22 protein-coding genes are annotated in these 24,753 nt (G+C 44.0%); all 22 read right to left on the bottom strand.

What is annotated here, in order from left to right:
- Positions 1-6 precede the first annotated feature (6 nt).
- The 22 genes from AE2B122_RS02300 to spoIIIAF all read right to left on the bottom strand — a co-directional run bounded on the left by AE2B122_RS02300 (position 7) and on the right by spoIIIAF (position 24,749).
- Complete coding sequence (locus AE2B122_RS02300) at positions 7-2,073, bottom strand: bifunctional aldolase/short-chain dehydrogenase (RefSeq protein WP_175072978.1); 2,067 nt, start codon at positions 2,071-2,073, stop codon at positions 7-9.
- 115 nt (positions 2,074-2,188) lie between these two features.
- Positions 2,189-3,439, bottom strand: a complete 1,251-nt coding sequence (locus AE2B122_RS02295; RefSeq protein WP_175073280.1) for an MFS transporter — start codon at positions 3,437-3,439, stop codon at positions 2,189-2,191.
- Positions 3,440-3,774: 335 nt separating this feature from the next.
- Positions 3,775-4,707 carry a DMT family transporter gene (locus AE2B122_RS02290; protein ID WP_175072977.1) on the bottom strand — a complete coding sequence of 311 codons (933 nt, stop codon included), beginning with the start codon at positions 4,705-4,707 and terminating at the stop codon, positions 3,775-3,777.
- Between the two features lie 288 nt (positions 4,708-4,995).
- A complete protein-coding gene (gene spo0A / locus AE2B122_RS02285; RefSeq protein WP_095218007.1) occupies positions 4,996-5,781 on the bottom strand; it encodes a sporulation transcription factor Spo0A in 786 nt (261 codons plus the stop codon).
- Positions 5,782-6,022: 241 nt separating this feature from the next.
- Positions 6,023-7,288, bottom strand: coding sequence for a SpoIVB peptidase (spoIVB, locus tag AE2B122_RS02280; RefSeq protein WP_175072976.1), 1,266 nt, complete (start codon positions 7,286-7,288; stop codon positions 6,023-6,025).
- A gap of 160 nt (positions 7,289-7,448) precedes the next feature.
- Positions 7,449-9,173 carry a DNA repair protein RecN gene (recN, locus tag AE2B122_RS02275; RefSeq protein WP_095268737.1) on the bottom strand — a complete coding sequence of 575 codons (1,725 nt, stop codon included), beginning with the start codon at positions 9,171-9,173 and terminating at the stop codon, positions 7,449-7,451.
- Positions 9,174-9,197: 24 nt separating this feature from the next.
- On the bottom strand, positions 9,198-9,647 hold the full coding sequence (gene ahrC, locus AE2B122_RS02270; RefSeq protein ID WP_038561172.1) for a transcriptional regulator AhrC/ArgR: 450 nt from the start codon (positions 9,645-9,647) through the stop codon (positions 9,198-9,200).
- Positions 9,640-10,497: a TlyA family RNA methyltransferase gene (locus AE2B122_RS02265; RefSeq protein ID WP_175072975.1), complete on the bottom strand. Its 858-nt coding sequence runs from the start codon at positions 10,495-10,497 to the stop codon at positions 9,640-9,642. Before AE2B122_RS02265 ends, ahrC begins: the two co-directional genes overlap by 8 nt.
- A gap of 4 nt (positions 10,498-10,501) precedes the next feature.
- Positions 10,502-12,397: a 1-deoxy-D-xylulose-5-phosphate synthase gene (gene dxs / locus AE2B122_RS02260; protein ID WP_175072974.1), complete on the bottom strand. Its 1,896-nt coding sequence runs from the start codon at positions 12,395-12,397 to the stop codon at positions 10,502-10,504.
- 288 nt (positions 12,398-12,685) lie between these two features.
- Positions 12,686-13,573, bottom strand: a complete 888-nt coding sequence (locus tag AE2B122_RS02255; RefSeq protein WP_254593392.1) for a polyprenyl synthetase family protein — start codon at positions 13,571-13,573, stop codon at positions 12,686-12,688.
- The gene (locus AE2B122_RS02250; RefSeq protein WP_175072973.1) at positions 13,574-13,807 is read right to left on the bottom strand and encodes an exodeoxyribonuclease VII small subunit; all 234 of its coding nucleotides are present in this window, start codon (positions 13,805-13,807) and stop codon (positions 13,574-13,576) included.
- On the bottom strand, positions 13,800-15,146 hold the full coding sequence (xseA, locus tag AE2B122_RS02245; protein WP_175072972.1) for an exodeoxyribonuclease VII large subunit: 1,347 nt from the start codon (positions 15,144-15,146) through the stop codon (positions 13,800-13,802). The genes AE2B122_RS02250 and xseA overlap by 8 nt, the downstream gene beginning before the upstream one ends.
- Before the next feature lie 14 nt (positions 15,147-15,160).
- Positions 15,161-16,021 carry a bifunctional methylenetetrahydrofolate dehydrogenase/methenyltetrahydrofolate cyclohydrolase FolD gene (gene folD, locus AE2B122_RS02240; protein WP_095218014.1) on the bottom strand — a complete coding sequence of 287 codons (861 nt, stop codon included), beginning with the start codon at positions 16,019-16,021 and terminating at the stop codon, positions 15,161-15,163.
- Positions 16,022-16,035: 14 nt separating this feature from the next.
- Entirely contained in the window at positions 16,036-16,419 is a 384-nt protein-coding gene (gene nusB, locus AE2B122_RS02235) for a transcription antitermination factor NusB (RefSeq protein ID WP_095218015.1), read from the bottom strand.
- Between the two features lie 123 nt (positions 16,420-16,542).
- Positions 16,543-16,932, bottom strand: coding sequence for an Asp23/Gls24 family envelope stress response protein (locus AE2B122_RS02230; protein WP_175072971.1), 390 nt, complete (start codon positions 16,930-16,932; stop codon positions 16,543-16,545).
- Between the two features lie 23 nt (positions 16,933-16,955).
- Positions 16,956-18,305, bottom strand: a complete 1,350-nt coding sequence (gene accC / locus AE2B122_RS02225) for an acetyl-CoA carboxylase biotin carboxylase subunit (RefSeq protein WP_095218016.1) — start codon at positions 18,303-18,305, stop codon at positions 16,956-16,958.
- Positions 18,306-18,319: 14 nt separating this feature from the next.
- Entirely contained in the window at positions 18,320-18,796 is a 477-nt protein-coding gene (gene accB / locus AE2B122_RS02220) for an acetyl-CoA carboxylase biotin carboxyl carrier protein (protein WP_175072970.1), read from the bottom strand.
- A gap of 111 nt (positions 18,797-18,907) precedes the next feature.
- On the bottom strand, positions 18,908-20,734 hold the full coding sequence (locus tag AE2B122_RS02215; RefSeq protein WP_175073278.1) for an ABC transporter ATP-binding protein: 1,827 nt from the start codon (positions 20,732-20,734) through the stop codon (positions 18,908-18,910).
- Positions 20,728-22,434 (bottom strand): ABC transporter ATP-binding protein, encoded by a 1,707-nt coding sequence (locus AE2B122_RS02210; protein ID WP_095218019.1) that lies wholly within the window; start codon positions 22,432-22,434, stop codon positions 20,728-20,730. Before AE2B122_RS02210 ends, AE2B122_RS02215 begins: the two co-directional genes overlap by 7 nt.
- A gap of 480 nt (positions 22,435-22,914) precedes the next feature.
- Complete coding sequence (locus AE2B122_RS02205; protein ID WP_095218020.1) at positions 22,915-23,478, bottom strand: SpoIIIAH-like family protein; 564 nt, start codon at positions 23,476-23,478, stop codon at positions 22,915-22,917.
- A gap of 12 nt (positions 23,479-23,490) precedes the next feature.
- The gene (spoIIIAG, locus tag AE2B122_RS02200; RefSeq protein ID WP_095218021.1) at positions 23,491-24,132 is read right to left on the bottom strand and encodes a stage III sporulation protein AG; all 642 of its coding nucleotides are present in this window, start codon (positions 24,130-24,132) and stop codon (positions 23,491-23,493) included.
- Complete coding sequence (gene spoIIIAF, locus AE2B122_RS02195) at positions 24,129-24,749, bottom strand: stage III sporulation protein AF (protein ID WP_175072969.1); 621 nt, start codon at positions 24,747-24,749, stop codon at positions 24,129-24,131. Before spoIIIAF ends, spoIIIAG begins: the two co-directional genes overlap by 4 nt.
- Between the last annotated feature and the right edge of the window lie 4 nt (positions 24,750-24,753).

Below are 24,753 nucleotides of genomic sequence, written 5' to 3'. Positions count from 1 at the left end.
ATCCCCCTATCTAGTGAAGGCAGCCGGTACGCCGCCATCCACTGTTATCATGCAGCCAGTTGTCTTGAGTGCTGCATCTGAGGCAAAGAAAGCAATGGATTCTGCGATATCACTTGGATAGATATTGACACCAAGTGTCGTCCGTTTGCGATAATGCTCCTCCAGTTCATCTGGCGAAATGTTATAAGCGGCAGCACGCTCCTCACGCCATTTGGAGCCCCAGATTGCTGACCCTTGCAGCACAGCATCAGGCAGGACACCGTTCACTCGGATGCCATAGCTGCCGCCTTCTGCAGCAATACATCTAGCCAAATGCATCTCCATCGCCTTCACTGCACTATAAGCCGCTGCATTCTTACCGGCATAAACGCTGTTTTTTGATCCGACAAATACCATGCTTCCACCAATGCCTTGCTGCTTCATCAAACGGAATGCTTCACGGGCTACAAGGAAATAACCTGTGCCTAAAACATCCATATTAAGCTGCCATTCTTTTAATGTTGTTTCATCAAATGGACTGCTTGTAGCAAGCCCTGCGTTATTGATGATATGATCTACTCCGCCAAACTGTCGGACTGCTTTCTCAAAGGCTTCAGCGATAGCACTTTCATCTGTTACATCCATTTTGACAGCTATCGCACGTCCTGCCCCGTACGTTTCGTTTAGCTCCTGTGCAACCTTTTCTGCCCCTTCGAGATTGATATCGGTCACAACTGCATGAGCTCCGCCTTCCAGGAAGACGCGCAATGTTGCACTGCCAATACCGCCAGCTCCGCCTGTGACGAGAACGACAGAACGGCTGAACCTTGCTTCGGGTGGTGCCAAGGAAAGCTTATACAGCTCAAGTGGCCAATATTCCACTGCAAATGATTCCGATTCGGACAAGGAAACAAAGTCACCGAGTGCTGTTGCTCCCTTCATCACTGCAATTGCACGATGATACAAAGCAGCACTGATATCAGCAGCTTTTTTGTCTTTTCCAGTCGTCACCATACCTACACCAGGGATGAGTACTACTCTAGGCACTGGTTCGAACATCACATCTCCCTCAGACGCAAGGAGACTGAAATAATCTTCGTAATCTTTAGCGAAGTTTTGGATACCTTCTTCTACTTTTCGAAGCAGATCATCAGCGGTGTCAGCAGACGGATCGAATGCGATGTACAAAGGCGTACGCTTTGTATGTACAAGATGATCCGGGCACGCAGCACCTACCCGACTCAACTGCTGCGCTTGTTCACTGTTTACAAATTCCAGCACATCTACGCTGTCATCGAAGCTTAGAATCATTTTCTTTTCTCCGCTCACTGCGCCTCTAATGGCTGGCATCACTTTCGTAATAAGCTGATTTCGTTTTTCCTTATCCAAAACTGAAAATTTCTCTCCACCGAAAGCTTTTGTTTCTGACTGCTTTTGAGAAATATAGCTTTCTGCTTCATTAATGACAGCAATCGTACGATCATAGCTTTCTTTCGCTGTCTCCCCCCACACGACCAGGCCATGCTTCTCCATCAGCACAAGTTCCGCCTGCGGATTTGCAGCTACTGCCTCTGCAATCATTTTAGATAAAGTGAATCCAGGACGGATATAAGGCACCCAGACGAATCGCTCACCGAAGATCTCTTTAGCGATTTCCTGTCCATTGTCTGCGCAGCACAGACTGATAATGCTGTCAGGATGTGAATGGTCAACGTGTTTATATGGAAGAAACGCATGCAACAGTGTTTCAATAGAAGCACGCGGATGACTTGCATCAATCATGCATTGACTCAAGTATGAAACCATCTCCTCATCTGACATAGAATCACGTTCAATCAATGGGCGAATATCCTCCATACGCAAACCGGTGAAGTTATGCGCTCCCATTGTTGCCAAATCAGATCCGCTGCCTTTGACATACATAACTTCTACCGGGCGTCCGCGGAAGTCCTCAACCGTAGTTTTCATAGATGTATTTCCGCCACCCCAGTTACAAACAGAACGGTCACTTCCAATCAAATTAGACCGGTAAACTAGCTCCCCTAATCCTTCATAGTGATTTGCATTCGATTCATTCCATTTATTCTGTACCAATTCTACCACTCCTTCTGCATTTGATGAAGCGCTTTCAATTCATGAACTCATTATACATTAGATACAAGCAAATTTGTGTATTTATCTTTATTTTTATTTGTTTATTTTTGTTTTTTTAATTTCTCGCCTGACGATGTCTTTCTTCTGCTCTTCCATATCGATCCTCCTGGATTTCCTCCAATGACTTCCCTCTTGTTTCTGGTGCCATGATCAAACCAATAACCGCCGCGATAACGAGGAATCCAATCATGATCATACCTGCCGACTGGAATCCGAGTGAAGTTATCATCAAAGGTACAACAAGCGAAATCAACCCGACCGCTATTCTCGCCAAGGCAAAGATAAAACCTTGCGCTTTTGCCCGGTAACGCGTATGGAACAGTTCTCCAGCCCAAAGCCCATAAAATGCTTGGGCCCCAAATCCAGCAGCAATCCCCCAAAGGACGACAAATGTGAACAGCTCGAACATTCCCATTCCGCCAAACGTAAGAACAAGCCAAGCAGCGATTCCCATACCCGCACCTACTCCATAAAGAAGCTTACGATTTACCCGGTCACCGAGCTTAATGAAGACAAAATAAGTAGCTGCCACAGTTAATGTCCAAAGGAAGCCTTGCAGCAAGTTTGCCTGAGATGCAGATAATCCACCGACTGTTTCGTAAATATAAGGCATGAAATAGCCCATAACACCTGCAACAAGATTCCAAAACACATAAATGCCAACAAGCAGAACAATCGCTTTTAGATTGGCTTTAACAGTAAACAACTGCTTCCACGATACATCTTGTTTCCCAACTTCTCTTTGGCTTTTTTCTTTTTCTTTCTCTTCCGTCCATATTGTTGACTCATTGATCTGCTGCTGCATGATCCACGTGATAAGAGCCACGACAAAGAGCTGCGCAAAGATGATCCGGCTGCCAAGCAAACCTAAAGGAGCCAATAAAACTGATAGAAACAGCGTAATTGCCGGTCCGATCGACCAAGCAAACTGCCCCCATCCGACTCGTGCTGCCCTCTCCCCCTTAGGCGCTTCTTCCGCTATGTAAGTCCAAGCAGCTGGTATTGCCGCTCCGACAGCGATTCCAGTTACCACATAACCGACAAGCAGCATCGGAAAATTGAACGAAAACATGATTAGTAAAATCCCTAGCATGTACACAAGCAGATCATACTTATAAATGAATTTTCTGCCGAACTTGTCCACCAGGATGCCACCAAGAAAAGCTCCAATCGCCGACCCGAAGCCATTGGCACTCAAAGCACCGAGAAGTCCAAGCTTCGCATCATTCAAATTCAGGTACTCCATCCACAAAGTCAATCCGCCAGCTCCGGCAACAATCGAACCTGCCTCCAAGTAGTTGGACATTGCAACAGTAATTGTAGCTTTTAAACTTCCTTCTTTTGCTGCCACTATGCTTCCCCTCCTATGTATTACAGCAGTCTTTATAAAGCGCTTACATAACGCTTTACGATTGAATTATACACTAGATTATTTTGTTTGTCTTTATTTGTCTTTATTTACTTTGTTTTATTGTGGAAATAGGAATTATTACTCAAAAAACACTGAATAGTTTACATAATTATATTATGATAAACTATGGCATATAAAAAAGCTTGCATTATCGACTACTGATAATACAAGCTTAAAATATTGCTATTAAAGTGCGGTCCCTAAGCATTCGTTTTATTATTTACCTTGAATTAAAACATTCTAATCAAGAATACTCCTGCCAAGATCATAACAAGACCCACTATCTGTATAAAATCAATTTGAGTTTTATAAGACCCCATCAATCCTAAGCGCTGGATCAGCAGACTTCCTGCAATCTGTCCAAATAAGACTAAGACAACTGTTTGTCCTGTCCCCACTTGACCTACTAAATAAATGTTGATTAACACGTATGCTGCTCCTAAGAATCCACCTAACCAAACCCACCATGCCGCTTTTTGTTTTATGGGATTTCTTACTCCGGCAAAAGTGCGTTCTTTTAAGGCAACTACAACAATCAATGTAAGTGCGCCGATGAAAAAGGAGACAAAAGCGGCTTGTATGGAAGAATGTAGAATAATTCCTAGCTGACCATTAATCGCCACCTGTGTTGACATCAGCATTCCTGATCCTATTCCAACTAAACGCCAAATCCACAGATTCAGATTTTTCTCATTCGATTTTTCCCGTCGTGATCTGACTTCTTGTATGGCAATAGCAAAAAACACACCAATTATAACTAAAGCTATTCCTATTATTCGATACATATCAAATGGTTCCTTCATAGAATGGAACCATCCAAAATTATCAATCAGCATTCCCATGATGATTTGCCCTAAAATCGGCATGATGGCTGTTTGTACACTACCCAGTTTAGGGAATAACAAAATGTTGACAGTAAGAAAAATAACACCGAGCACCCCGCCAAGCCAAATCCAAACCGGTTGTTGGGAGATGAATCCCCATGATATTCCAAGCGGCGAACCTGTTATCAAAGTTATGACGGCCAAAGATAGAGCCCCAATCACGAATGAGATCATGGAAGCCAAATACGGTGAGATAACAAATTTTCTCAACTGTGAATTCACAGCAGTTTGAAATGACAATCCCGTACCTATTAAAATTCCTATTAATGCAGTAAACATAAGATATAACTCCTCAAGAAAATTATTTTATCACTGTTTTTGACAAAATAAGGAGGAGGTAATGAATTATAGCAATCGTTTTTCGTATGTATCTTCCTCTCCCTGATGATAGTTCTATTGTATACCCTTTAAGTGGCTGTTAGTCAACTGTTGCAGGCGTAATAATAACACAAAATAAAAACGCCTCCCTTATCGTCGATCGATAAACAGAAGCGTTAAAACCTTGAATTTATAGCTTAAGTATAACCGTTCTAGGGTTATTTATATAACGATCAATCCATTTCAGCCTTAACTGGCACGGTGCTCAAGCCGCAGGCGATCTGCTACCATTGCAATGAATTCAGAATTTGTCGGTTTTGCTTTGGAAATACTGACAGTGTATCCGAACAGAGAGGAGATGCTATCCATATTCCCGCGGTTCCACGCTACTTCGATAGCATGGCGGATTGCTCTTTCCACTCGGGAAGCTGTCGTATTGTATGTTTTGGCAATGTCTGGATAAAGAACCTTGGTAATAGAACCAAGCAAGTCAATATCGTTATAGACCATTGTAATTGCTTCACGAAGGTACATATAACCCTTGATGTGTGCCGGTACACCGATTTCGTGGATGATATTCGTGATGCTCGCTTCCAGATTCGGTTTTTTATCACGTTTTTTCTCTTTTACGCGAAGCGGACTTGACTCATAACTTCCGCCATATCCGCTTACCTGACGGATCTGCGCTGCCAGGTTCTCAAGATCGAAGGGCTTAAGGATGAAATAAGCAGCGCCGAGATCGACTGCCTTCTTCGTTACTTCTTCTTGACCGAAGGCTGTTAGCATGATCACATGCGGCATCGGTGCGGATGTTCTTTCTCTTAATGTACGAAGAACAGCCAGTCCATCGACATGCGGCATGATGATGTCGAGTACGACGACATCCGGCTGGATATCTTCCAGCATATCTAAACAATCTTTTCCATTATAAGCTGTTCCAATTACCTCTATATCGGATTGGTCTTCAAAATATTCCTCCATAAGCTGCACAAGCTCTCGATTGTCATCGACCAAAACTGCTTTTATCTTATCCATTCCCAGCTTCCTCCCTTAATATCCCTTATGATTCCACGTTATAGTTTCGACACATCAAGGTCAATTCCTGCCAAATTGAAAAAAACCACGCTTTTATTTCCAGAGAATGAAATATTGCCCAACATTCGACAACATGCGACACAGCGTGTTCCGAACAAATGTTTCTTGTCTTTACAGTATACCGCATGACTTGAAAAAGAAAAAGACAATCCTATTCGTAAACGAACAGGAATTGCCTTTATCAGCTTGCTTTTTTATCACTTTTGTAAATGTCGATACCTGCTTCCTGCAGCATCCATTCGATGTGTACACCATAACCGGATGTCGGATCGTTAACGAATACGTGTGTAACAGCACCAATAAGTTTACCATCCTGAATGATCGGGCTTCCACTCATCCCTTGGACGATTCCTCCTGTTTTAGAAAGCAGCCGCTTGTCTGTCACCTTGATGATCATACCTTTTGTTGCGGGATGGTCCTGCGGTACGCTATTGACGATTTCCACATCAAATTCTTCAATTTTTTCGCCATCCACTACTGTTCGAATGACTGCTGGTCCTTTTTTAACGTCCTCGCTTAAAGCAATTGGAAGTGCTTTTGCTTCTTCATTTTGACGCATATCACTTTCCAGTTTGCCAAAAATACCAAAAGGGCTATTTTTCGTGATAGTTCCGATATAATTGCGGTTCATGCTGAATTCAGCGAGTTTTTCCCCTGGTTTGCCATTGTTTCCTTTTTGAATGCTTGTAACATTAGATCTGACGATTGTACCGTCATGAATCTCAATAGGCTTTTGTGTATCCATATCCGATATAACATGGCCTAATGCACCATAGTTCTTTGATGCCGGATCATAAAAGGTCATCGTACCGATACCAGCTGCTGAATCACGGATATAGAGGCCCATTCGGTACTGCTTATCCTTGTCGTCCAGTGCAGGATTGAGTTCAGCAGTCAAAACTTGGCTGCCGCGTTTTACTTCAATGCTGACAGGCTTACCCGCTTTACCAGCTTTTTCGATCAGTGGAGCAACTTCTTCCATCCTGTGGATTTCTTTTTCATCGATTTTCAAAAGAATATCCCCAGTATAGATAGCTGCATCTTCTCCAGGAGATACACTTGTTTCGGCAGTTCTTACTTGGTGATGACCGACAACAAGTACACCTAATGTATGAAGTTTGACTCCAACTGAATGTCCTCCAGGAACAATGCGGACATCTGACAATACATCAACAGATACCTTTTTGACAGGTATACTGCCTACCGTATAAACAAGGTCTTGTTTGCCTGTTGACTGCCCCTGAAAGGCCTCTTGGTCAATAGCCTCTACAGCCTCTCCGTCACCAAAGGCCGGGAGAGCGTCAGAAAGATCGTTATTTGAAAACAAAGTCATTGTTTTGGGTATGCTCAAAAAGGACTGTACTGGTTTTGTCAATGGTGCGGCTAATAATACAGCCAGCAGACAAAGACCAATGGCGATGCGCAGTGCTGCTACCTTATTCTTCATTTTCTCATCTCCTAGAAGTCCTACCCCACAGCAGTTCATGCTTGTTTATGTACTTCTAGTTTGACTTTCACAGAGGCTTTTTAAACCCAGAAAACATCAGAAAAAGCACCTATCTTTTCCTTTATTTAAAACGAAAAAGATCCTGCCATATATGGCAGGATCATGAATGTTTGTATTGTCCAGCAAGTGTTATCAGTTCTCTCGCATGTTCTTTGGTCTTTTCCGTGAGAACTGTCCCAGTCATCATTCTGCTGATTTCTTCGACAGCAGTGTCCTGACCAAGTTCAGTTACTGACGTATGCGTACTGTTGTTTTCAACATGTTTTTCGATTAATAAATGCGTATCCGCCATGGAGGCAACCTGTGGTAGGTGGGTAATACACAATACCTGCGACCCGACAGAGATACCATATATCTTCTCTCCTATCGCCTGGGCAACACGGCCGCTGACACCTGTATCCACTTCATCAAAAATGACACTCGTCACACCTTGATGCCTTGAGAAAATTCGTTTCAGAGCTAGCATGATACGAGATAATTCCCCTCCTGAGGCAACTTTGTGCAGTTCCTTCAAAGGCTCTCCCGGGTTGGTAGAGATATGGAATGTAATCGCGTCAAAACCATCTGCCGTCAACTGGACAGGTTTACCATTCAATTCTGGATCACCAGAATTCCCATTCTTTAACTGTACGTCAACATGGAAACGAGCTTTCTCTAAATAAAGATCCTTCAGCTCATCATGGATGGCGTCTGTCAACTGGACAGCTGCTTGAACACGCAGGTCATGAAGCTGCTTTGCTTCAAGCATTGCGTCCTCACCAAGATCCGCAATCTGCTGCTCCAGCTGATGAATGTGTGAGTCGCGATTTTGAATCTGATCGATTTGATCTTCAATACTTGCTGCATATTCTAAAATTTCTTCGACCGATTGGCCGTACTTCTTTTTCAATCTGCTTATTTCATTCAAGCGCATTTCAATTTCATTCAAGCGTTCTGGATTATAAGAAAGTGAATCAAGCTGGCTGCTTAGCTGGAATGTGAGATCCTCCATCAGATAATATTGTTCACTGATCATCTGATGGTGCTTCTGTATATCATCATCATAGGAACTAGCCGATTCAAGACTAGCTAAAGCATGCCCTACCCAATCCAAGCCTTTCTGCTCACCGTAAAGTGCGTTATAAGCATCATGAAGCGATTGATATATTCGTTCATAATTCATCAGCTTTGTGCGCTCTTCTGTAAGTTGTTCGTCTTCACCAGGCTGAAGCTCCGCTTCTTTCAATTCGTTGTATTGAAATTTAAGTAAATCAAGACGCTGGGCCATTTCCTGTTCATTCGTATTCCATTCTTTGTAGCGCTTTTTCAATTTTTGAAGTTCTTTGAATTGAAGCGCATAGGTCTCCTTTGCTTTGCCGATTGCTTCTGCATCGTACAAATCCAAGAGCTCTATATGCTTATCTGCATCCATTAAAGATTGGGTTTCGTGCTGCGTATGAATATCGATCAATGATTTGCCGAATTCACGTAATATAGCCAAAGTCACCAGTTTGCCATTTACACGACAAATACTTTTCCCGCTTGTCGTCATGGTACGCTCCATAACAACCATTCCATCATCAATATCTACACCAAATTGAGCACCTACAGTATAAATAGGGTGATCAGGTGAGTCAATGATAAACAGGCCTTCCAGCTCTGCTTTTTTCTGACCGTGGCGGATGAATTCAACCGACCCTCTTCCGCCGCTAAGCAGCTGGACTGCATCAATGACAATAGACTTACCTGCTCCTGTTTCTCCAGTCAGCACAGTAAGCCCTTCTTTAAAATGTATCCTTATTTGGTCAATAATCGCAAAATCCTTAATCGAAAGTTCTGTAAGCATGGTATCCCCTCATTTCACTTCCGTTTACAGCATGGCCAGCAGTTTGTCTTTCACAAATTCTGTATCAGCTTCCGTACGGCAAATGATCAGAATCGTGTCATCCCCGCTAATCGTACCGAGAATTTCATCCCAATCCAGGTTATCTAAAAGAACAGCAAGCGCGTTCCCGTTACCAGGAAGTGTTTTGAGTACAATAAAATGACTTGTCGTATCAATACTCACAAAAGCATCCATGATAAGCCGCTTCAGTTTTTCAAGCGGATTGAACCGATTGTCTGCAGGCAAGCTGTATTTGTAAGCTCCCTCAAAGGTCGGAACTTTGACAAGGTGCAATTCCTTAATATCACGGGAAACGGTAGCCTGTGTCACATTGAATCCTAAATCTTTCAGATGATCTACTAGCTCGTCCTGTGTTTCAATATCGTTGTTTGTGATCAGCTCGCGAATTTTGATATGTCGTTGAATTTTACTCATTGTCTTCCTCCATCGCTTTCTCCGACACGGCTTTTTTCGCAGTTAATTGCTTATGCGCATCGTCGACGACTGATTGAATCGCTTCTGCATCAGGGAAATCAGCTGCAGTATCTTTATTCCAAGCTAAGTGAGCCAAGAATTCGATATTGCCGTCTCCTCCAGTAATTGGCGAAAAAGTCAGTCCTTCATACTGAAAACCAAGCGATTCACTGAATTTCAGTGTATCCTCTAGTACTTCAAAATGCACTTTACGATCACGTACGATTCCTTTTCTGCCTACTTGTTCACGTCCCGCTTCGAATTGCGGTTTTATGAGCGCGACAACATCACTGCCTGGCGCTAATATCTCCTTCAATGCAGGCAAAATCAATCGCAAGGAAATGAAAGATACATCTATCGATGCAAAATTCGGCAGCCCCTCTGTCAGCATATCAGGTGTGACATAACGGAAATTCGTTCTTTCCATAACAACAACACGCGGATCATTCCGAAGCTTCCAGTCGAGCTGATTATAACCAACGTCAATTGCGTAACTGCGAGCCGCACCACGCTGCAAAGCGCAATCAGTAAAGCCTCCAGTAGAAGAACCGATGTCAACCATTGTTCGGTCTTCCACATCGATTTCAAAATAATCCAAAGCTTTTTCCAGTTTCAGTCCGCCACGTCCTACATAAGGAATGACTTTACCTTTCACAGTAAGGTCAGCTGTATCGTCAACCTTCATACCAGGTTTATCTAGACGATCATTGCCGGAATATACGAGCCCAGCCATGATTGTCCGCTTTGCTTTTTCTCTTGTTTCAATAAGTCCCCTATCAACGAGGAGAACATCTAATCTCACTTTTGCCATTCACTCAAGCCCTTTGCTCTTCATTCATTCTTAGTATTTTACGGAGTCTGTCGATTGTATTTTCTTTGGTCAATCCAACTTCTTCCATTTGTTCCGGTACACTTCCGTGTTCAACAAAGTAGTCAGGTATACCCATTCGTTTGACAGAAGACGTATTGTAGCCATTCTCCTCAGCGAATTCCATCACACCACTGCCGAAACCGCCTTTTAGCGCAGCTTCTTCAATCGTCAGGATCGGTAAATCGGAAGCGAAAATTTCATGCAGCATCGCTTCGTCCATCGGTTTGATGAAACGAGCATTCACAACACGAACAGAAATATCGTCCGCAGCGAGTGACTCACTTGCATCCATTGCCAGCGGAATCGTTGTCCCAAATGTTAGGATAACAGCATCCGTTCCTTCTTTTAGCACTTCCCAGCTTCCGATTGGTAATGCATACGTTTTATCGTCTACAGGAACACCGAGAGCGTTTCCACGTGGATAACGCAGAGCAATTGGGCCATCTTCATGTGCCAAAGCTGTATGAACCATGTGCTGTGCTTCATTTTCATCCTTTGGCATCATTATGGTGAAATTCGGCATTGCTCTGAGGAAGGATATATCGTATACACCTTGATGCGTCTCTCCATCAGCTCCGACAAAACCTGCGCGGTCGATTCCGACAAAGACATTGAGGTTTTGTCTTGCAATGTCATGAAGCAGTTGATCGTAAGCTCGCTGCAGGAAAGTGGAATAAATAGCAAGGAAAGGTTTTACACCTTGTGTTGCCATACCAGCTGCCATCGTTGTGGCATGCTGTTCAGCTATTCCAACATCAAAAAGACGATCAGGCATTTCTTTTTTGAAGTTTTCCAGTTTGGAACCGAGAATCATTGCTGGAGTAATGACTGCAATCCGTTTATCCGTACGCGCTTTCTCAAGAACAGCTTCACTAATCACCTTACTCCAAGCAGGTGCAGTAGCGGAACTTTTAATCTTTTCACCGGATTCAATCTTATATGGTCCGACTCCATGCCAATTGTCTGTTTTATCACTTTCAGCAGGTTGATACCCTTTTCCTTTTTGGGTAACAACATGGATGATTTTAGGTCCTTTGGTCTTTTTAGCGTAATTTATTGCTTCTTCAAGGTCTTGGAAGTTATGGCCGTCAACAGGTCCGAAATAGGTGAACCCTAGTTCTTCGAAGAACATGCCAGGAACCATGAAATACTTCATGCTATCTTTCATTCTTTCTGCAGCGGTAGCAAGCTTCCCGCCAACAGCTGGAATCTTTTTAAGCAGTGTTTCCATTTCATCCTTCGCACGCTTGTACTTACCTGCACTGCGCATTCTTCCTAAAACGTGATGCAGCGCACCGACATTATTTGCAATAGACATTTCATTATCATTAAGGATGACGGTGATGTTCTTTTTCTCATCGCCGATATTATTCAGCGCTTCCAATGCCATTCCGCCAGTGAGGGCACCATCTCCAATAATCGGCACGACCTCATAATTCTCGTCCATCATATCTCTTGCTGACGCCATTCCCATCGCAGCAGAAAGGGATGTAGAGCTATGTCCTGTTTCCCATACATCGTGCTCACTCTCAATCCGTTTCGGGAAACCGCACATGCCTTTATATTGGCGTAATGTTTCAAAGTCAGCGGTTCTGCCGGTCAATATCTTGTGAATGTATGCTTGATGCCCTACATCCCAGATAAATTTATCCTGCGGACTATTGAATGCTTTATGCAGTGCTAGCGAGAGTTCCACGACACCAAGATTCGCACCAAGATGTCCTCCTGTGACGGACAGCTTTTCAATCAGAAATGTTCGGATGGAAGCTGCAAGTTCACTTAGCTCCTCATTCGACATCTCCTTCAAGAATGCCGGGTTCTTAATTGCTGTTAAATCCATATAACCTTCCCCTTTTGTCACCGGCCTGATCAGCCTGACAGCATAGTATGAATAGGTACATTTCTGCGCCGGACGAAGAAATCAATCCTGTAGGTTTATACCCTGTTTCTATCTCTCCAACATCAATTTCAGACAATTTCTGCACTTCGGCCGTGCAGGAGCCTATTTAAAAATAGCCGCTAGCACATATGTGATAACGGCGTTTTCTATGTTCGTACGTATCAGTTCTGTCCTATATTCCTAGTAGCAATATATCACAGTTGGCTATGAGCTTACAATCAATAACAGTCAGCTCGTCCTTCTGCTCAAATAAACGGTGAGCTCATGCAATCTGGAATCCTTGATTTCCGCTTGTTCCAAACACTGATGCGCCAGGTTGACGTATTTGTCCATTTGCGCCTTCGCTCCGTCAAGTCCAAGCAGCTTAGGATACGTGCTTTTCTTGTTTTCTTCGTCACTGCCGACTGGTTTTCCAAGGACAGATGCGTCCCCTGTTACATCCAGGATGTCATCCTGCACCTGGAAAACCAGACCAATGTAGGTGCCGAATTGTTTCATCAGATCCAGCGTTGCCGGTTTCACTCCGGCTAAGTAGGCACCGGCAACAATTGCATATGTTAATAACTTACCCGTTTTTAGATTATGTATTTGCTCTAATTCATCCAACGTGCTTTCTTTATCTTCTGCTTCCATATCCAAAGTTTGTCCAGCAATCATGCCAGTTGGACCAGCAGCTTCAGACAAATAAGACATTAAGTATACCTTTTCCTCAGGCTGAATCCCTGCGGCTTGCCCGATGACAGAAAAACTTCTTGTAAGGAGTGCATCACCTGCAAGAATCGCTGTTGCTTCCCCAAATTTCTTATGGTTTGTCAGCTGTCCGCGGCGATAATCGTCATCATCCATCGCAGGCAGATCATCATGAATCAAAGAGTAGGTGTGCACCATTTCAAGCGCCGCAGCGACTGGAAGGACTTTATCTCCACGTCCGCCGAATGATTCAAATGCTGCCCGCATGAGAATTGGACGCAGTCGCTTGCCTCCAGCTCGCATGCTATATAAAACAGATTCAGCTAAAGAGTTTGGAAGGATGTTGTCATGTTCAAGCAAATTCATCATGTACTCGTTTAGCTGCTGCTGTTCTGCTTTCAAATAATCCTGCAATGAATCACTCACTTATTCTTCCTCCTGTACAGTGAATGGCTCGGTTTCGCCGGCATTATTCACGATTTCCACCATTTGCTTCTCGACATGCTCGAGCTTATCGCCACAGATTTTGGAAAGCTTCATACCTTCTTGATAATAACCGATCGCCTGCTCAAGCGGAACATCTCCTTGCTCCAGCTTGCTCACAATCTCCTCCAACTGCTGCATTGCTTCTTCAAAGGTCTGTTTTTTCTCCTCAGCCATTTGTATCCTCCTTCACTTCCTTGACGATACAATCTATCGTGCCATCCTCCAGATGAATTTGCACATCATCGCCTTTAGTAACCTGATCCACGCTCTTTAGAAGGGTATCTTGTTTGTACGAGATACTATATCCTCGCTTCATCGTTTCCAATGGATTCAATAAAGATAGCTTATTGATTTGATGAAGAAACTTTTGCTGTTCACTTTGATACCTTTTTTCCATCGCTTGCTTTAATCTGGCTTGCAGGGCAGTCAGCTGCTGATCATAATTCTGAGCCTGTTTACCAGGATGAACAAGCGAAAGACGATTAACCAATGTGGTAAATTGCTGTTGCCTTGCCGACACAGTGGTCGTACCCGCTCTGCTTAGTCGATCGGAAAGCTTGTCCAGTTCTATTTCTTTCTGCCTGAGAAGCTGCCCAGGATAGCGAAATGCATAGGAACCTCGAAGTTTTGCCAATCGGTTCGCTTCTTGACTGTAGCCTTGACGGACAACATAATGCATCCTGTTAGACAGCTGCACTAAACGATGAAGCAGTTCTTCACGGGCCGGAACTGCCAATTCAGCTGCACCGGTCGGAGTAGCTGCTCTGACATCGGCAACGAAATCACTGATAGTGAAGTCCGTTTCATGGCCAACCGCGGAAATAATCGGGATACTTACTCGGTGGATAGCGCGTGCGACTATTTCCTCGTTGAAGCTCCAAAGCTCTTCAATCGAGCCGCCTCCCCTTCCGATGATCAGCACGTCGAAATCATGTTCTTCCGCATAGGAGAGAGCCTGTACAAGCGACGGAGCTGATCTATCACCTTGGACAGATACAGGCAGAACCGTCACTTTAACAATCGGATACCGCCTTTTGATTGTCGTCAAAATATCCCTTACAGCAGCACCAGTCGGGGATGTTATGACTCCAATATGCTCCGGATATTCCGGGAGGGGTTTCTTGTGAGCAGCGGAAAATAACCCTTCTCTTTCCAGCTTCTCTTTTAGCTGTTCATAGGCTTGATACAGCGCGCCCACTCCATCCGGCTCCATATGCTGAATATAAAGCTGATATTGGCCCTGCGGCTCATATAAGCCTATTTCTCCGCGGATCAGAACGGTCATCCCGTTTTCAGGAACAAATTTCATTCCTTTGTTTTGACTTGCAAACATGACAGACTGTATCCGCGCTCCGTCATCTTTCAAAGTCATATACATATGACCGCGACTGTGATGCTTGAAGTTTGATATTTCAGCTCTTAGCCAAATATCCTTCAAATGCTTGTCCGTTTCCAGCTTCCGCTTCATATAGCGGGTCAAGGCAGTCACGGTCAAATAACGGTCATCACTCATACTTTTCCTGCTCCTTACACTACCGCTGCTGCTTGGCGTCTAGCTGCTTTAATTGTGTTAAGCATCAGCATTGTAATTGTCATTGGACCTACACCGCCCGGCACTGGTGTTATAATAGAGGCAACTTCCTTCGCATGTTCGAAATCGACATCTCCTGTCAGCTTGCCTGCTGCATTCCTGTTCACACCCACATCAATGACGATAGCACCTTCTTTGATATCCTCAGCTTTGATCATATGCTCACGTCCAACCGCCACAACAAGGATATCTGCTTGTTTTGTAAAGCTTCTAAGATCCGGAGTGCGTGAATGCGTATGGATAACAGTTGCATGCTCATTTAAAAGCAATTGCCCGATCGGTTTGCCTACAATATTGCTTCGTCCGACTATGACAGCAGTTTTACCTGCAATCTCAACATCCTTCGACTTCAGCATTTGAATGATTCCGTACGGTGTACATGGATAGTATGTATCTTCTCCAAGCATCATCTTCCCTACATTAGCAGGGTGGAAGCCATCTACATCTTTTTCTGGATCAATGCTGTCAATGACAGCTTGTTCGTCGATATGTGCCGGAAGAGGCAATTGTACTAGAATGCCGTTCACATTTGTATCCAAATTCAATCGCTGAATAAGGTCCAACAGCTCCGTCTGTGTCGTCGAGCTTGGAAGTTCTATCAGATCCGAACTGATACCAATTTCAGCTGAGGCTTTTTCTTTTCCTTTTACATAAGATTTGGAGGCAGGATCGTCTCCTACTATAACAACGGTCAGATGAGGCAGAATATCTTGTTCTTTCAGTGCTGCTGCTTCTTGTTTCAATTCTTCCCGAATCGTTGCTGCAAGTTCTTTTCCGTAGATTAATTCTGCTGTCATGCTCATCCGCTCCCTTATTTTTTAATTATTCTTGATAGTACGCCGTTAACGAATTTGCCCGATTTTTCATCTCCGAATAGATTTGAAATCTCAATTGCTTCGTTGATGACTACACCTTGTGGTACATCTGAATGATAAAGAAGCTCATATACAGCGATACGCAATGCTGTCTTCTCTACACTCGCAAGCCGATCAAATGACCAATTCTCTAAATGCTCGGCAATTTTTGCATCGATTGCAGTTTTATGCTCTATTACGCCATTAATAAGACTGGCCAAAAAAGCATTCTGCAACGGCTCTCCTAATACATTTTCCACAGCCTCTTCTGGCTGAATATCGTTCATGTCCATCTGGAAGAGGACTTGGAAGGCAGTTTCCCGTGCCGTACGTCGTTTCATATTCTATCTCCTTTTAACTCATCTCATCAAATCATAACATGATATATAGGCTTAAATCTATCTTTGAACAAAAGAAAAGACCTCAGGGCCGAACCAGCCAAGGTCTTTTCCAACGAAAACAGTCTACTCGACAGTGTCCGCTTTTTGATCGAGTTGTATACCTACTATATGGACATTGATCTCTTTGGTCGCAAGTGCCGTCATCGTCTGCAGCGCCTGACGGATATGCTGCTGAATGTCTTTGGCTACCTCAGGCATCCTGCAATCGGCACTAACCGTGATAAAGACGTCGATTGCAACTCCTTGTTCTGTCAGTTCAACCTTGACACCTTTACCATGTGCCTTCTTGCCGAGCTTCTCTGCCACACCAGTGGCAAATCCGCCCCGCATTGCCATAACACCCTTCACTTCGCTTGCTGCAATTCCGGCAATGACCTCAACTACAGCAGGTGAAAGCATGACATTGCCAAGTGCTCCCTTATGACCGATCGATACGAAAGATTGCTCTTGCAAAGATCTCACACCCTTTAGGTTATTTACTCCATGATTGTGTAGTTTTCAAGGAAGTTCGTGTTGAAATCCCCTTCTACGAATACGGGATGCTCCATCATACGAGAATGGAATGGAATCGTCGTATGCACACCTTCGACAGCAAATTCACCCAAAGCACGCTTCATGCGGGCGATTGCTTCTTCACGTGTTTTACCGAACGTGATCAGCTTCGCTACCATACTGTCATAGAATGGCGGAATAGAATAGCCCTGATAAGCTGCTCCGTCCACACGTACACCGAAACCGCCAGGTGCAAGGTATAAATCAATCTTACCTGGTGAAGGCATGAAGTTTTTGAACGGATTCTCTGCGTTGATACGGCACTCGATAGCCCATCCGTTAAATGTTATATCTTCCTGCGCGTAACGCAATGGCTCGTTATTGGCAATGTGAATCTGTTCCTTGATAAGATCCACACCTGTCACAAGCTCCGTAACTGGATGTTCTACTTGAATACGTGTATTCATTTCCATGAAATAGAATGTATGATCTTTTCGGTCAAAAATGAATTCGATTGTACCAGCACCGGAATAATCAACCGCTAACGCGGCTTTCACAGCCGCTGCACCCATTTTCTCACGGATTTCCGGTGAAACAGCTGGTGAAGGAGATTCTTCGATTAGCTTTTGCATACGGCGCTGTACAGTACAATCACGTTCTCCAAGATGAATAGCATTGCCATGGTTATCCGCAAGCACCTGAATTTCCACATGTCGGAAATCCTCTATGTACTTCTCTAAGTAGACACCAGGGTTGCCGAAAGCTGTTGCTGCTTCCTGCTGTGTTACACTGATTCCTTTTACAAGCTCTTCTTCCGTACGGGCGATTCGGATACCTTTACCGCCGCCACCTGCTGTTGCTTTGATGATGACAGGATAGCCAATCTCTTCCGCAACTTGCTTGCCTTCTTCTGCGTCTGCTACGATGCCATTTGAACCAGGTACTACTGGAACACCAGCTTCACGCATCGTTTCACGCGCAACGTCTTTTGTTCCCATCTTATTGATGGCATACGCACTAGGACCGACGAACGTGATGTTACATTCTGCACACAGCTCTGCAAAATCAGGATTCTCTGCTAAGAATCCATATCCAGGATGGATGGCATCGACACCTGTCAGCGTCGCTACACTAATAATATTCGAGAAATTTAAATAACTATCTTTACTTGCCGCCGGACCAACACAATATGCTTCATCCGCCAGCTGTACATGTAATGCTTCTCTATCTGCTTCCGAATAGATTGCGACCGTCTCAATATCCAGCTCATTACAGGCGCGGATAATTCGGACAGCAATCTCTCCTCGGTTGGCAATCAATAATTTCTTAATCACAACGAGTCAACCCCTTAGTTAGCCTTCACTCTGAACAGAGGTTGTCCATACTCAACAAGCTCTCCGTTTTCCACTAGTATCTCGACGATTTCACCAGTTACATCTGCAGTGATTTCGTTGAATAGTTTCATCGCTTCCACGATACATACTACTGTGTCTTTCTCCACCCGTTCACCGACGCTAACGAAATCATCAGAATCTGGATTTGGTTTGCTGTAGAAAGTACCGACCATCAATGATGTAATTTCGTAATCATAATTCTTTGCAGCTGCTTCTGGAGCTTGTGCTGCCGGATCAGGCTGTGCAGCTGATACCGGAGCCTGCGGAGCACTCACGGCCGGCTGAACTGGCGCTGGTGCCGCTGCTACTTGTACAACTTCTTTGTTTTTGCGAAGAGAGACTTTTTCCCCTTCTGTTTCATAATCGAATTCATCTATTGAAGATTGGTCAATTAAGGTAATAAGTTCTTTCAATTCTTCTAATTTAAGCATATTGGCACTCCTTTACAATGGTCCTGCAAAATGGTTCCTACAGATTTAATCACTAACATATTTTACGCAAACGTTAAAAAAATCGCAACACCTAACGATTAACCTGGAGCATCAGCTGGTTGAGCTATGCTGCTTTTTTTCGCTCTGCAGTGCAGAATAGAAGCCTTTTTGCTCTATCAATTCATGATGGCTTCCTTGTTCTTTTATTTCGCCATCCTGCAGTACAAATATCTTATCTGCCTGTTCTATCGTATTGAGACGATGCGCCACTACAATACTTGTACGACCCTCCATCAATGCTTTCATTGCTTGCTGGATCCTAAGTTCAGTAATTGTATCAATGCTGGATGTTGCTTCGTCCAGCAATAGGATATCCGGATCCTTTAATAAAGCTTTGGCAATGGACAGCAGCTGACGCTGTCCATGACTAAGACCACCGCCATCCTGTCCGACTATCGTTTCATATCCATCAGGCAGCCTGGTGATGAAACGGTGAGCATTGGCCGCTTTGGCGGCTTCTATCACTTGGTCATCTGTAGCATCTAATTTACCATAGCGGATATTCTCCAGGATTGTGCCTTTGAACAGAAAATCCTGCTGTAACACAACCCCGATTCCATTACGATAGCTGTTTAAGTCGAGCTCAGATAGTGGCATATCATCGATTGTAACTTGGCCATTATCAGGCTGATAGAAACCGGCAATCAGATTCATGATTGTTGTTTTCCCAGATCCTGTCGGGCCGACAAAAGCAGCCATTTGTCCTGATTGAACAGAAAAACTGATATCCTTCAGAGCCGGTTCTCCTTCATAAGTGAATGTGACATTTTCGAAGTGTATGTCTCCTCGAAGTTTTGATATTGTTTGTTTCGCCGTCTCTTGGTGTTCTTCCTGCTCGTCCAGAATCCCAAAAACTCGCTCTGCTCCAGCAAGCGCTGAGAACAAGGAGTTAAATTGGTTTGCCAAGTCATTCAGCGGACGCGTGAATTGTCTTGAGTATTCCAAGAAAATGACAATCGTACCCACAGTTATACCCGCACGGCCATACCCGATTAAGAGAGCTCCAACGCCGGCAATTACCGCAAAACTGATGTTATTCAGCATGTTCATCCACTTTGGAATGAAACCGGAAAACGTTTGAGCCCAGAAACCTGCATGCTGCAGCTCCTCTGTTTTGCTACGGAAGGTACCGATAACTTTGCTTTCTTGGGCATATGCTTTAATGACTGCTTGGCCGGATATGCTTTCTTCTGCATAACCGTTCACTTTGCTGACAGCTTGCTGCTGTGTTCTAAAAGCATACCGGGTACGGTTGGTGATCCATTTGATGCCGATGAACATGATCGGCACAACGAGCAGTGTAATGATTGTAAGTATCGGGCTAAGAATGACCATGACAGCCAGTATGCCGATAAAGGTGATGATGCTGGAAACAATCTGAACCATTGACGTATTGAGCGTTGTTGAGATATTATCCACATCATTCGTCATCCGGCTCATTAGCTCTCCATGCTGCCGTTTATCGAAGAAAGCAAGCTTCAATTTCTGAAGATGGACAAATAAATCCTTCCTAATTGAATACACTGCAGTTTGCGAGATGGTAATCATCCAATATCCTTGCAGAAAGGTCATAACAGCAACAACTGAATAAATTAGCAGCAGCCAGCTTAATTGCTGTAGAAGATATCCAGCCGTATACTCCCCACTTACAAACCGGTCAACGATATGCCCAAGAATGACAGGACCAACCAACGCTAGTATAGAGCTTACAATAATCATACCGAGCGTACTGAAAAGAAGTCGTCTTTCGCGAAGCATGTAATGCCAAATTCTAAGTAGCGTGCCTTTAGGATTTTCTACTTTTGCTTTCTGTTTACGAGCACTTGCCGTATATGCCGGCCGTTTATAACGGAACGCTTCGGATAACTTTTTCATGATGTCGCCTCCCTCTGCGCTTGAGAAGCCTGAATCGCGCGGAACAGCTCTGATTGCTCCAGAAGCTCATCTGCTGTACCATATGCAGTTCGTTTTCCTTCTTCTACGATTAAAATCCGGTCACATTGCATCGCCGTACTAAGCTTCTGTGTGACAAGCACCGTCGTACATTCATACCGCTTGAGCGCCTCCAATAGTTTGCGTTCTGTCTGCAAATCTAGCGCACTTGTACTATCATCTAAGAGCAGAAGTGAAGGCTTTAACAGCAATGCTCTTGCAATCGTCAGCCGCTGTTTTTGTCCTCCTGAAAGATTGATCCCATTTTGACCAAGTCTTGTATCAAGCTTTTCTGGCAATTTGCTAATCGTGTCATAAATTTGCGCATCTTTTGCAGCACGAACAATCGCTTCTTCACTTGCATCAGGTATTCCCCAGGCGATATTCTCACGGATTGTACCTGAAAACAACTGCACATCCTGGGATACAAATCCGACTTCTCGGCGAAAAGACTTACTGTCCAGGTTAGGTAATGGCGTATCATCGGCCAATACTTGACCTTTGTCAGGTTCATATAAGCCAATCATAAGATGTAATAAAGTTGACTTACCAGACCCTGTTTCCCCTAATATGGCAACACGTTCTCCGGATTTGATTTCCAGCGTAAAATCTTCAATGACCGGTACTTTGCCATTTGGGTATCGGTAGGTTACCTGCTCCAGATCTATTTTTCCGCGGAAAGTTTCTGATGTTGTCTCACCATCATCTGCAGGAGGGTCTAGCTCCAGAATATCAGCAATTCTAGTACTGGATGCTTTCGCTCGCGCATAAAACGTGATCAGCATGCCGACAACACTCAATGCACCCGTAATCCTTGTTGCATAGTTAACGATTGCGACTATATCTCCGACATTCGTCTGCTGCTGCATTCCACCAATATATAAAATTGCCAGAATAGCGATATTCATCACCAAGGTGAGCAGAGGCACAGACAATTCCGTATAACGAAATGCTTTCAGCATATTTTGACGAAGCTCATTGCTGGTCTGCTCAAAGCGCTTCTGTTCGTGCTGCTCTCGAACGAATATTCTGATAAGCCGGAGTCCGACAAGGTTCTCTCGCATCACATGGTTGACTTTATCGACACTGCGCTGCACAGTTCCGAAATAACGGATGCTCCTTTTCATGATAAAACGAAGAAAAATCAGCAGTATGGGAATGACGATCAATAAGATAAGTGCAATACGTGCATTCACTACAAAAGCCATGACGGTTCCGCCGATAATCAGGAAAGGAGCCCTAATCATGAATCGAAAGAACATGACAAGTGTCAACTGAATTTGGTTTACATCATTAGTCAGTCTGGTTAAGAGTGTGCTCGTGCCAAAGCGCTGGATATCTTGAAGCTCTGCCTTTTGAACCTTTTCATACATCTGATCACGCAGCTCTTTTCCAACACTCTGACCAAGATGGTCGGCAAAGAAAATATTGATGATTCCAGCTCCAAAACCGACGATCGCAATGGCCACCATTCCAAGACCAAGCTCAATTACAAGTTCATTATTGCCGGCAGCAATTCCATCATCAATGAGCTTTTGTAAGAGAAATGGCTGCACAAGTTCGACGGAAAGCTCCATCATGATAAAGATCAATGAAGTTACGATTATGAGCCAATAAGGTTTAAGATAACTAAATACTGTCTTCACTGCTTACGCCTTCTCCCTGCTTATGTATAGCCTGCTGCTAATCATACCCTAGCATACCACCACTTCAAACAAAATCGTACTAAACACCCTCCCATAGAAAAAGGACTGGAACATAACTGGATTACCAGATTCGATGTGTGAATCGCCGCTCCGGAAATACACTACACTTTCTGCGTATTTCCGGAGCTAGTTAGTCTTTACGAACTTCTCTTTCATACAGGAGACGCAAACAGCACTGGCAGAATGAGAAGACTCCTTGAAAAATACAAATCGATTTTTTAATGCGATGATATGCTTGCAAGCCATTTTGGTTCTGTGGGAACAGCACGAGTCCGTGCTTACCGAAAGCGAAGTATTCTGTCGGAGCAGGATTCGTATTAATTAAAATACAAAAATCCGAACCTAAGCAAATTCACTAAGGAATTTGCATCGTTCGGATTTTTGTTTAGCCAAAACACTTTTGTCCCAGCCTCTCACTTCTTATTTCTGTGGAATATATTTTACATCCACGTTGGCACCGGTGAATTCATCTGCAGCCATCTGCATAATGCTGTTAGCTTCTTGAGCTGTCATTTTATCCGCTTTAACGGTAATCTGCACATGTCCATCTTCTGCTCGGACAAGCACTTCCTCATAGTTCTTCTCTGCGATGATTGATTCTTCCAGGATGGACTCTTTTGACGCGAATTGCTCCATTAGTTCGATTTGGCTGACTGCATCATTCTTTTCTTCTGTGCTTGTAGAGGAGTTGGCAACGATTTCTTCAAGTCTGGTTTTTGCTTCACTTCGTTGATCCATCGTTTGCATCCGGATGCTGGCAAATAGTTCATCGACATTAGCTGGTTCAGTCGTTACATCTGCTTCTCCTTCTTCTTTAGACTCAGTTTCTCCGGAGTCACCAGCAGTTGTGCTTGTCCCATTTTCATCCGCTTTGTCATTTATAAAAGCCAGTTCGTCTCCGTTCGGAGAGGTCATATAATAGACACTCAATACGATTAGCAAGCTCAGCATCGTCAATAGCCATACTGTTTGTTTTTTCAACATCATAATTCCCCCTTAATTTTTCGGCATAACCGAAATTCGATGTGTCGGTACATCTAGCACGCGTGAAACTGCCTGTACAACCCATTCCTGAACTGTCGCTTGTTCTGCTCCTTTTGCAACAACAAGCACCCCTCTCACTTCTGGCTTTCTTGTTTCGACCAGCAGCGGTACTTCTTGATCTCCTTGTCTGACAAGCACTACCTGCTGTTCCTCATTTTCATCTTCCACTACCCGTTCGCCGCCGTTTTGGTCGGTTTCTTCAGATGTTTGCTGGCCGATGATCAGATTCTTTTCATAGATTTTCTGGTGGGTGCTGTTCAGATTGACCATTACTTCCACCTCGGAAACACCTTTGATTTTTTCCAGAAGGCCAACCAGGTCTTGCTCATATGCTGCTTCCAAGTCTGTAGTGGAAGAAGAAGCGTCGTTTTCTTTCTTGGCGAAAGTCTCTTCTGTTTCTGCTGCTGTTGAATTTTGAGTCTGCTGGGTGCTTTGTCTATCCGGCTCTTTCTGTTCCGTGAATAAGCCGCTGACAAGTAAAAGTAAGGCACCAAGCAGTCCGACAATGACCAAATAACCAAGCTTTGTCGGTTTCTTATTCTGAGAATCTTTCAGCTTCCACTGTTCGGTAAGCTTGTCTAGTAATTTTTTCATTCTGTCCCCCCTTTTTGGGTGACCTCAAGCGGCAGATCCTCAAGCTCCCAGATTTCGGTCAGATAGGATTTCACTCTCTCCATATCCTCGGTCTGTTCATTTGCTGCGATTGGACGGGAACTGTCGATGACGACGTCGCTGATTTCTCCTTCCGGTAATTCCTGGTCGGTACTCTGCACCTTAACTTGGATGGAATCGATTGCTTCGGTCGTTTCCTCATCCTCTCCCTCCTTAAAGGCCACTGCGATGTCAGTAATCTGCATGTGAAACTTCTCTTGCAGCGTTGGATTTGCTTGGTCCTTCAATTGGACAGCCATCTGTTCCTCAATATATGCGCGCTGTATGGAATCTATTTCACTTTTCTTCTCTTCTATTGAATTTTCTATCGAAGGCGCATCTGTAAGGGCAGCAAAGCCTTCCATTGCTTCTTGCACTGCTCTCGTTGAATCAACCTGGAATAATGCGAATACAGGCTTAAGGAACAACAAAAGCAGCATAAGCCCCATGACCAACTTGACGTATTTGCGGATATCGGTGTCAGGCAAAACCATATCGAGTACAAAAGCGAGTAAGATGAACAGAATGATCTGCATCACCCATGATTGCAAAGCTTCCAAGTGA

Source organism: Terribacillus sp. AE2B 122 (genome assembly GCF_902497585.1).
GTDB classification, from domain to species: Bacteria; Bacillota; Bacilli; order Bacillales; family Amphibacillaceae; genus Terribacillus; species Terribacillus saccharophilus_A.
This window is presented reverse-complemented; position numbering and strand designations above follow the sequence as displayed.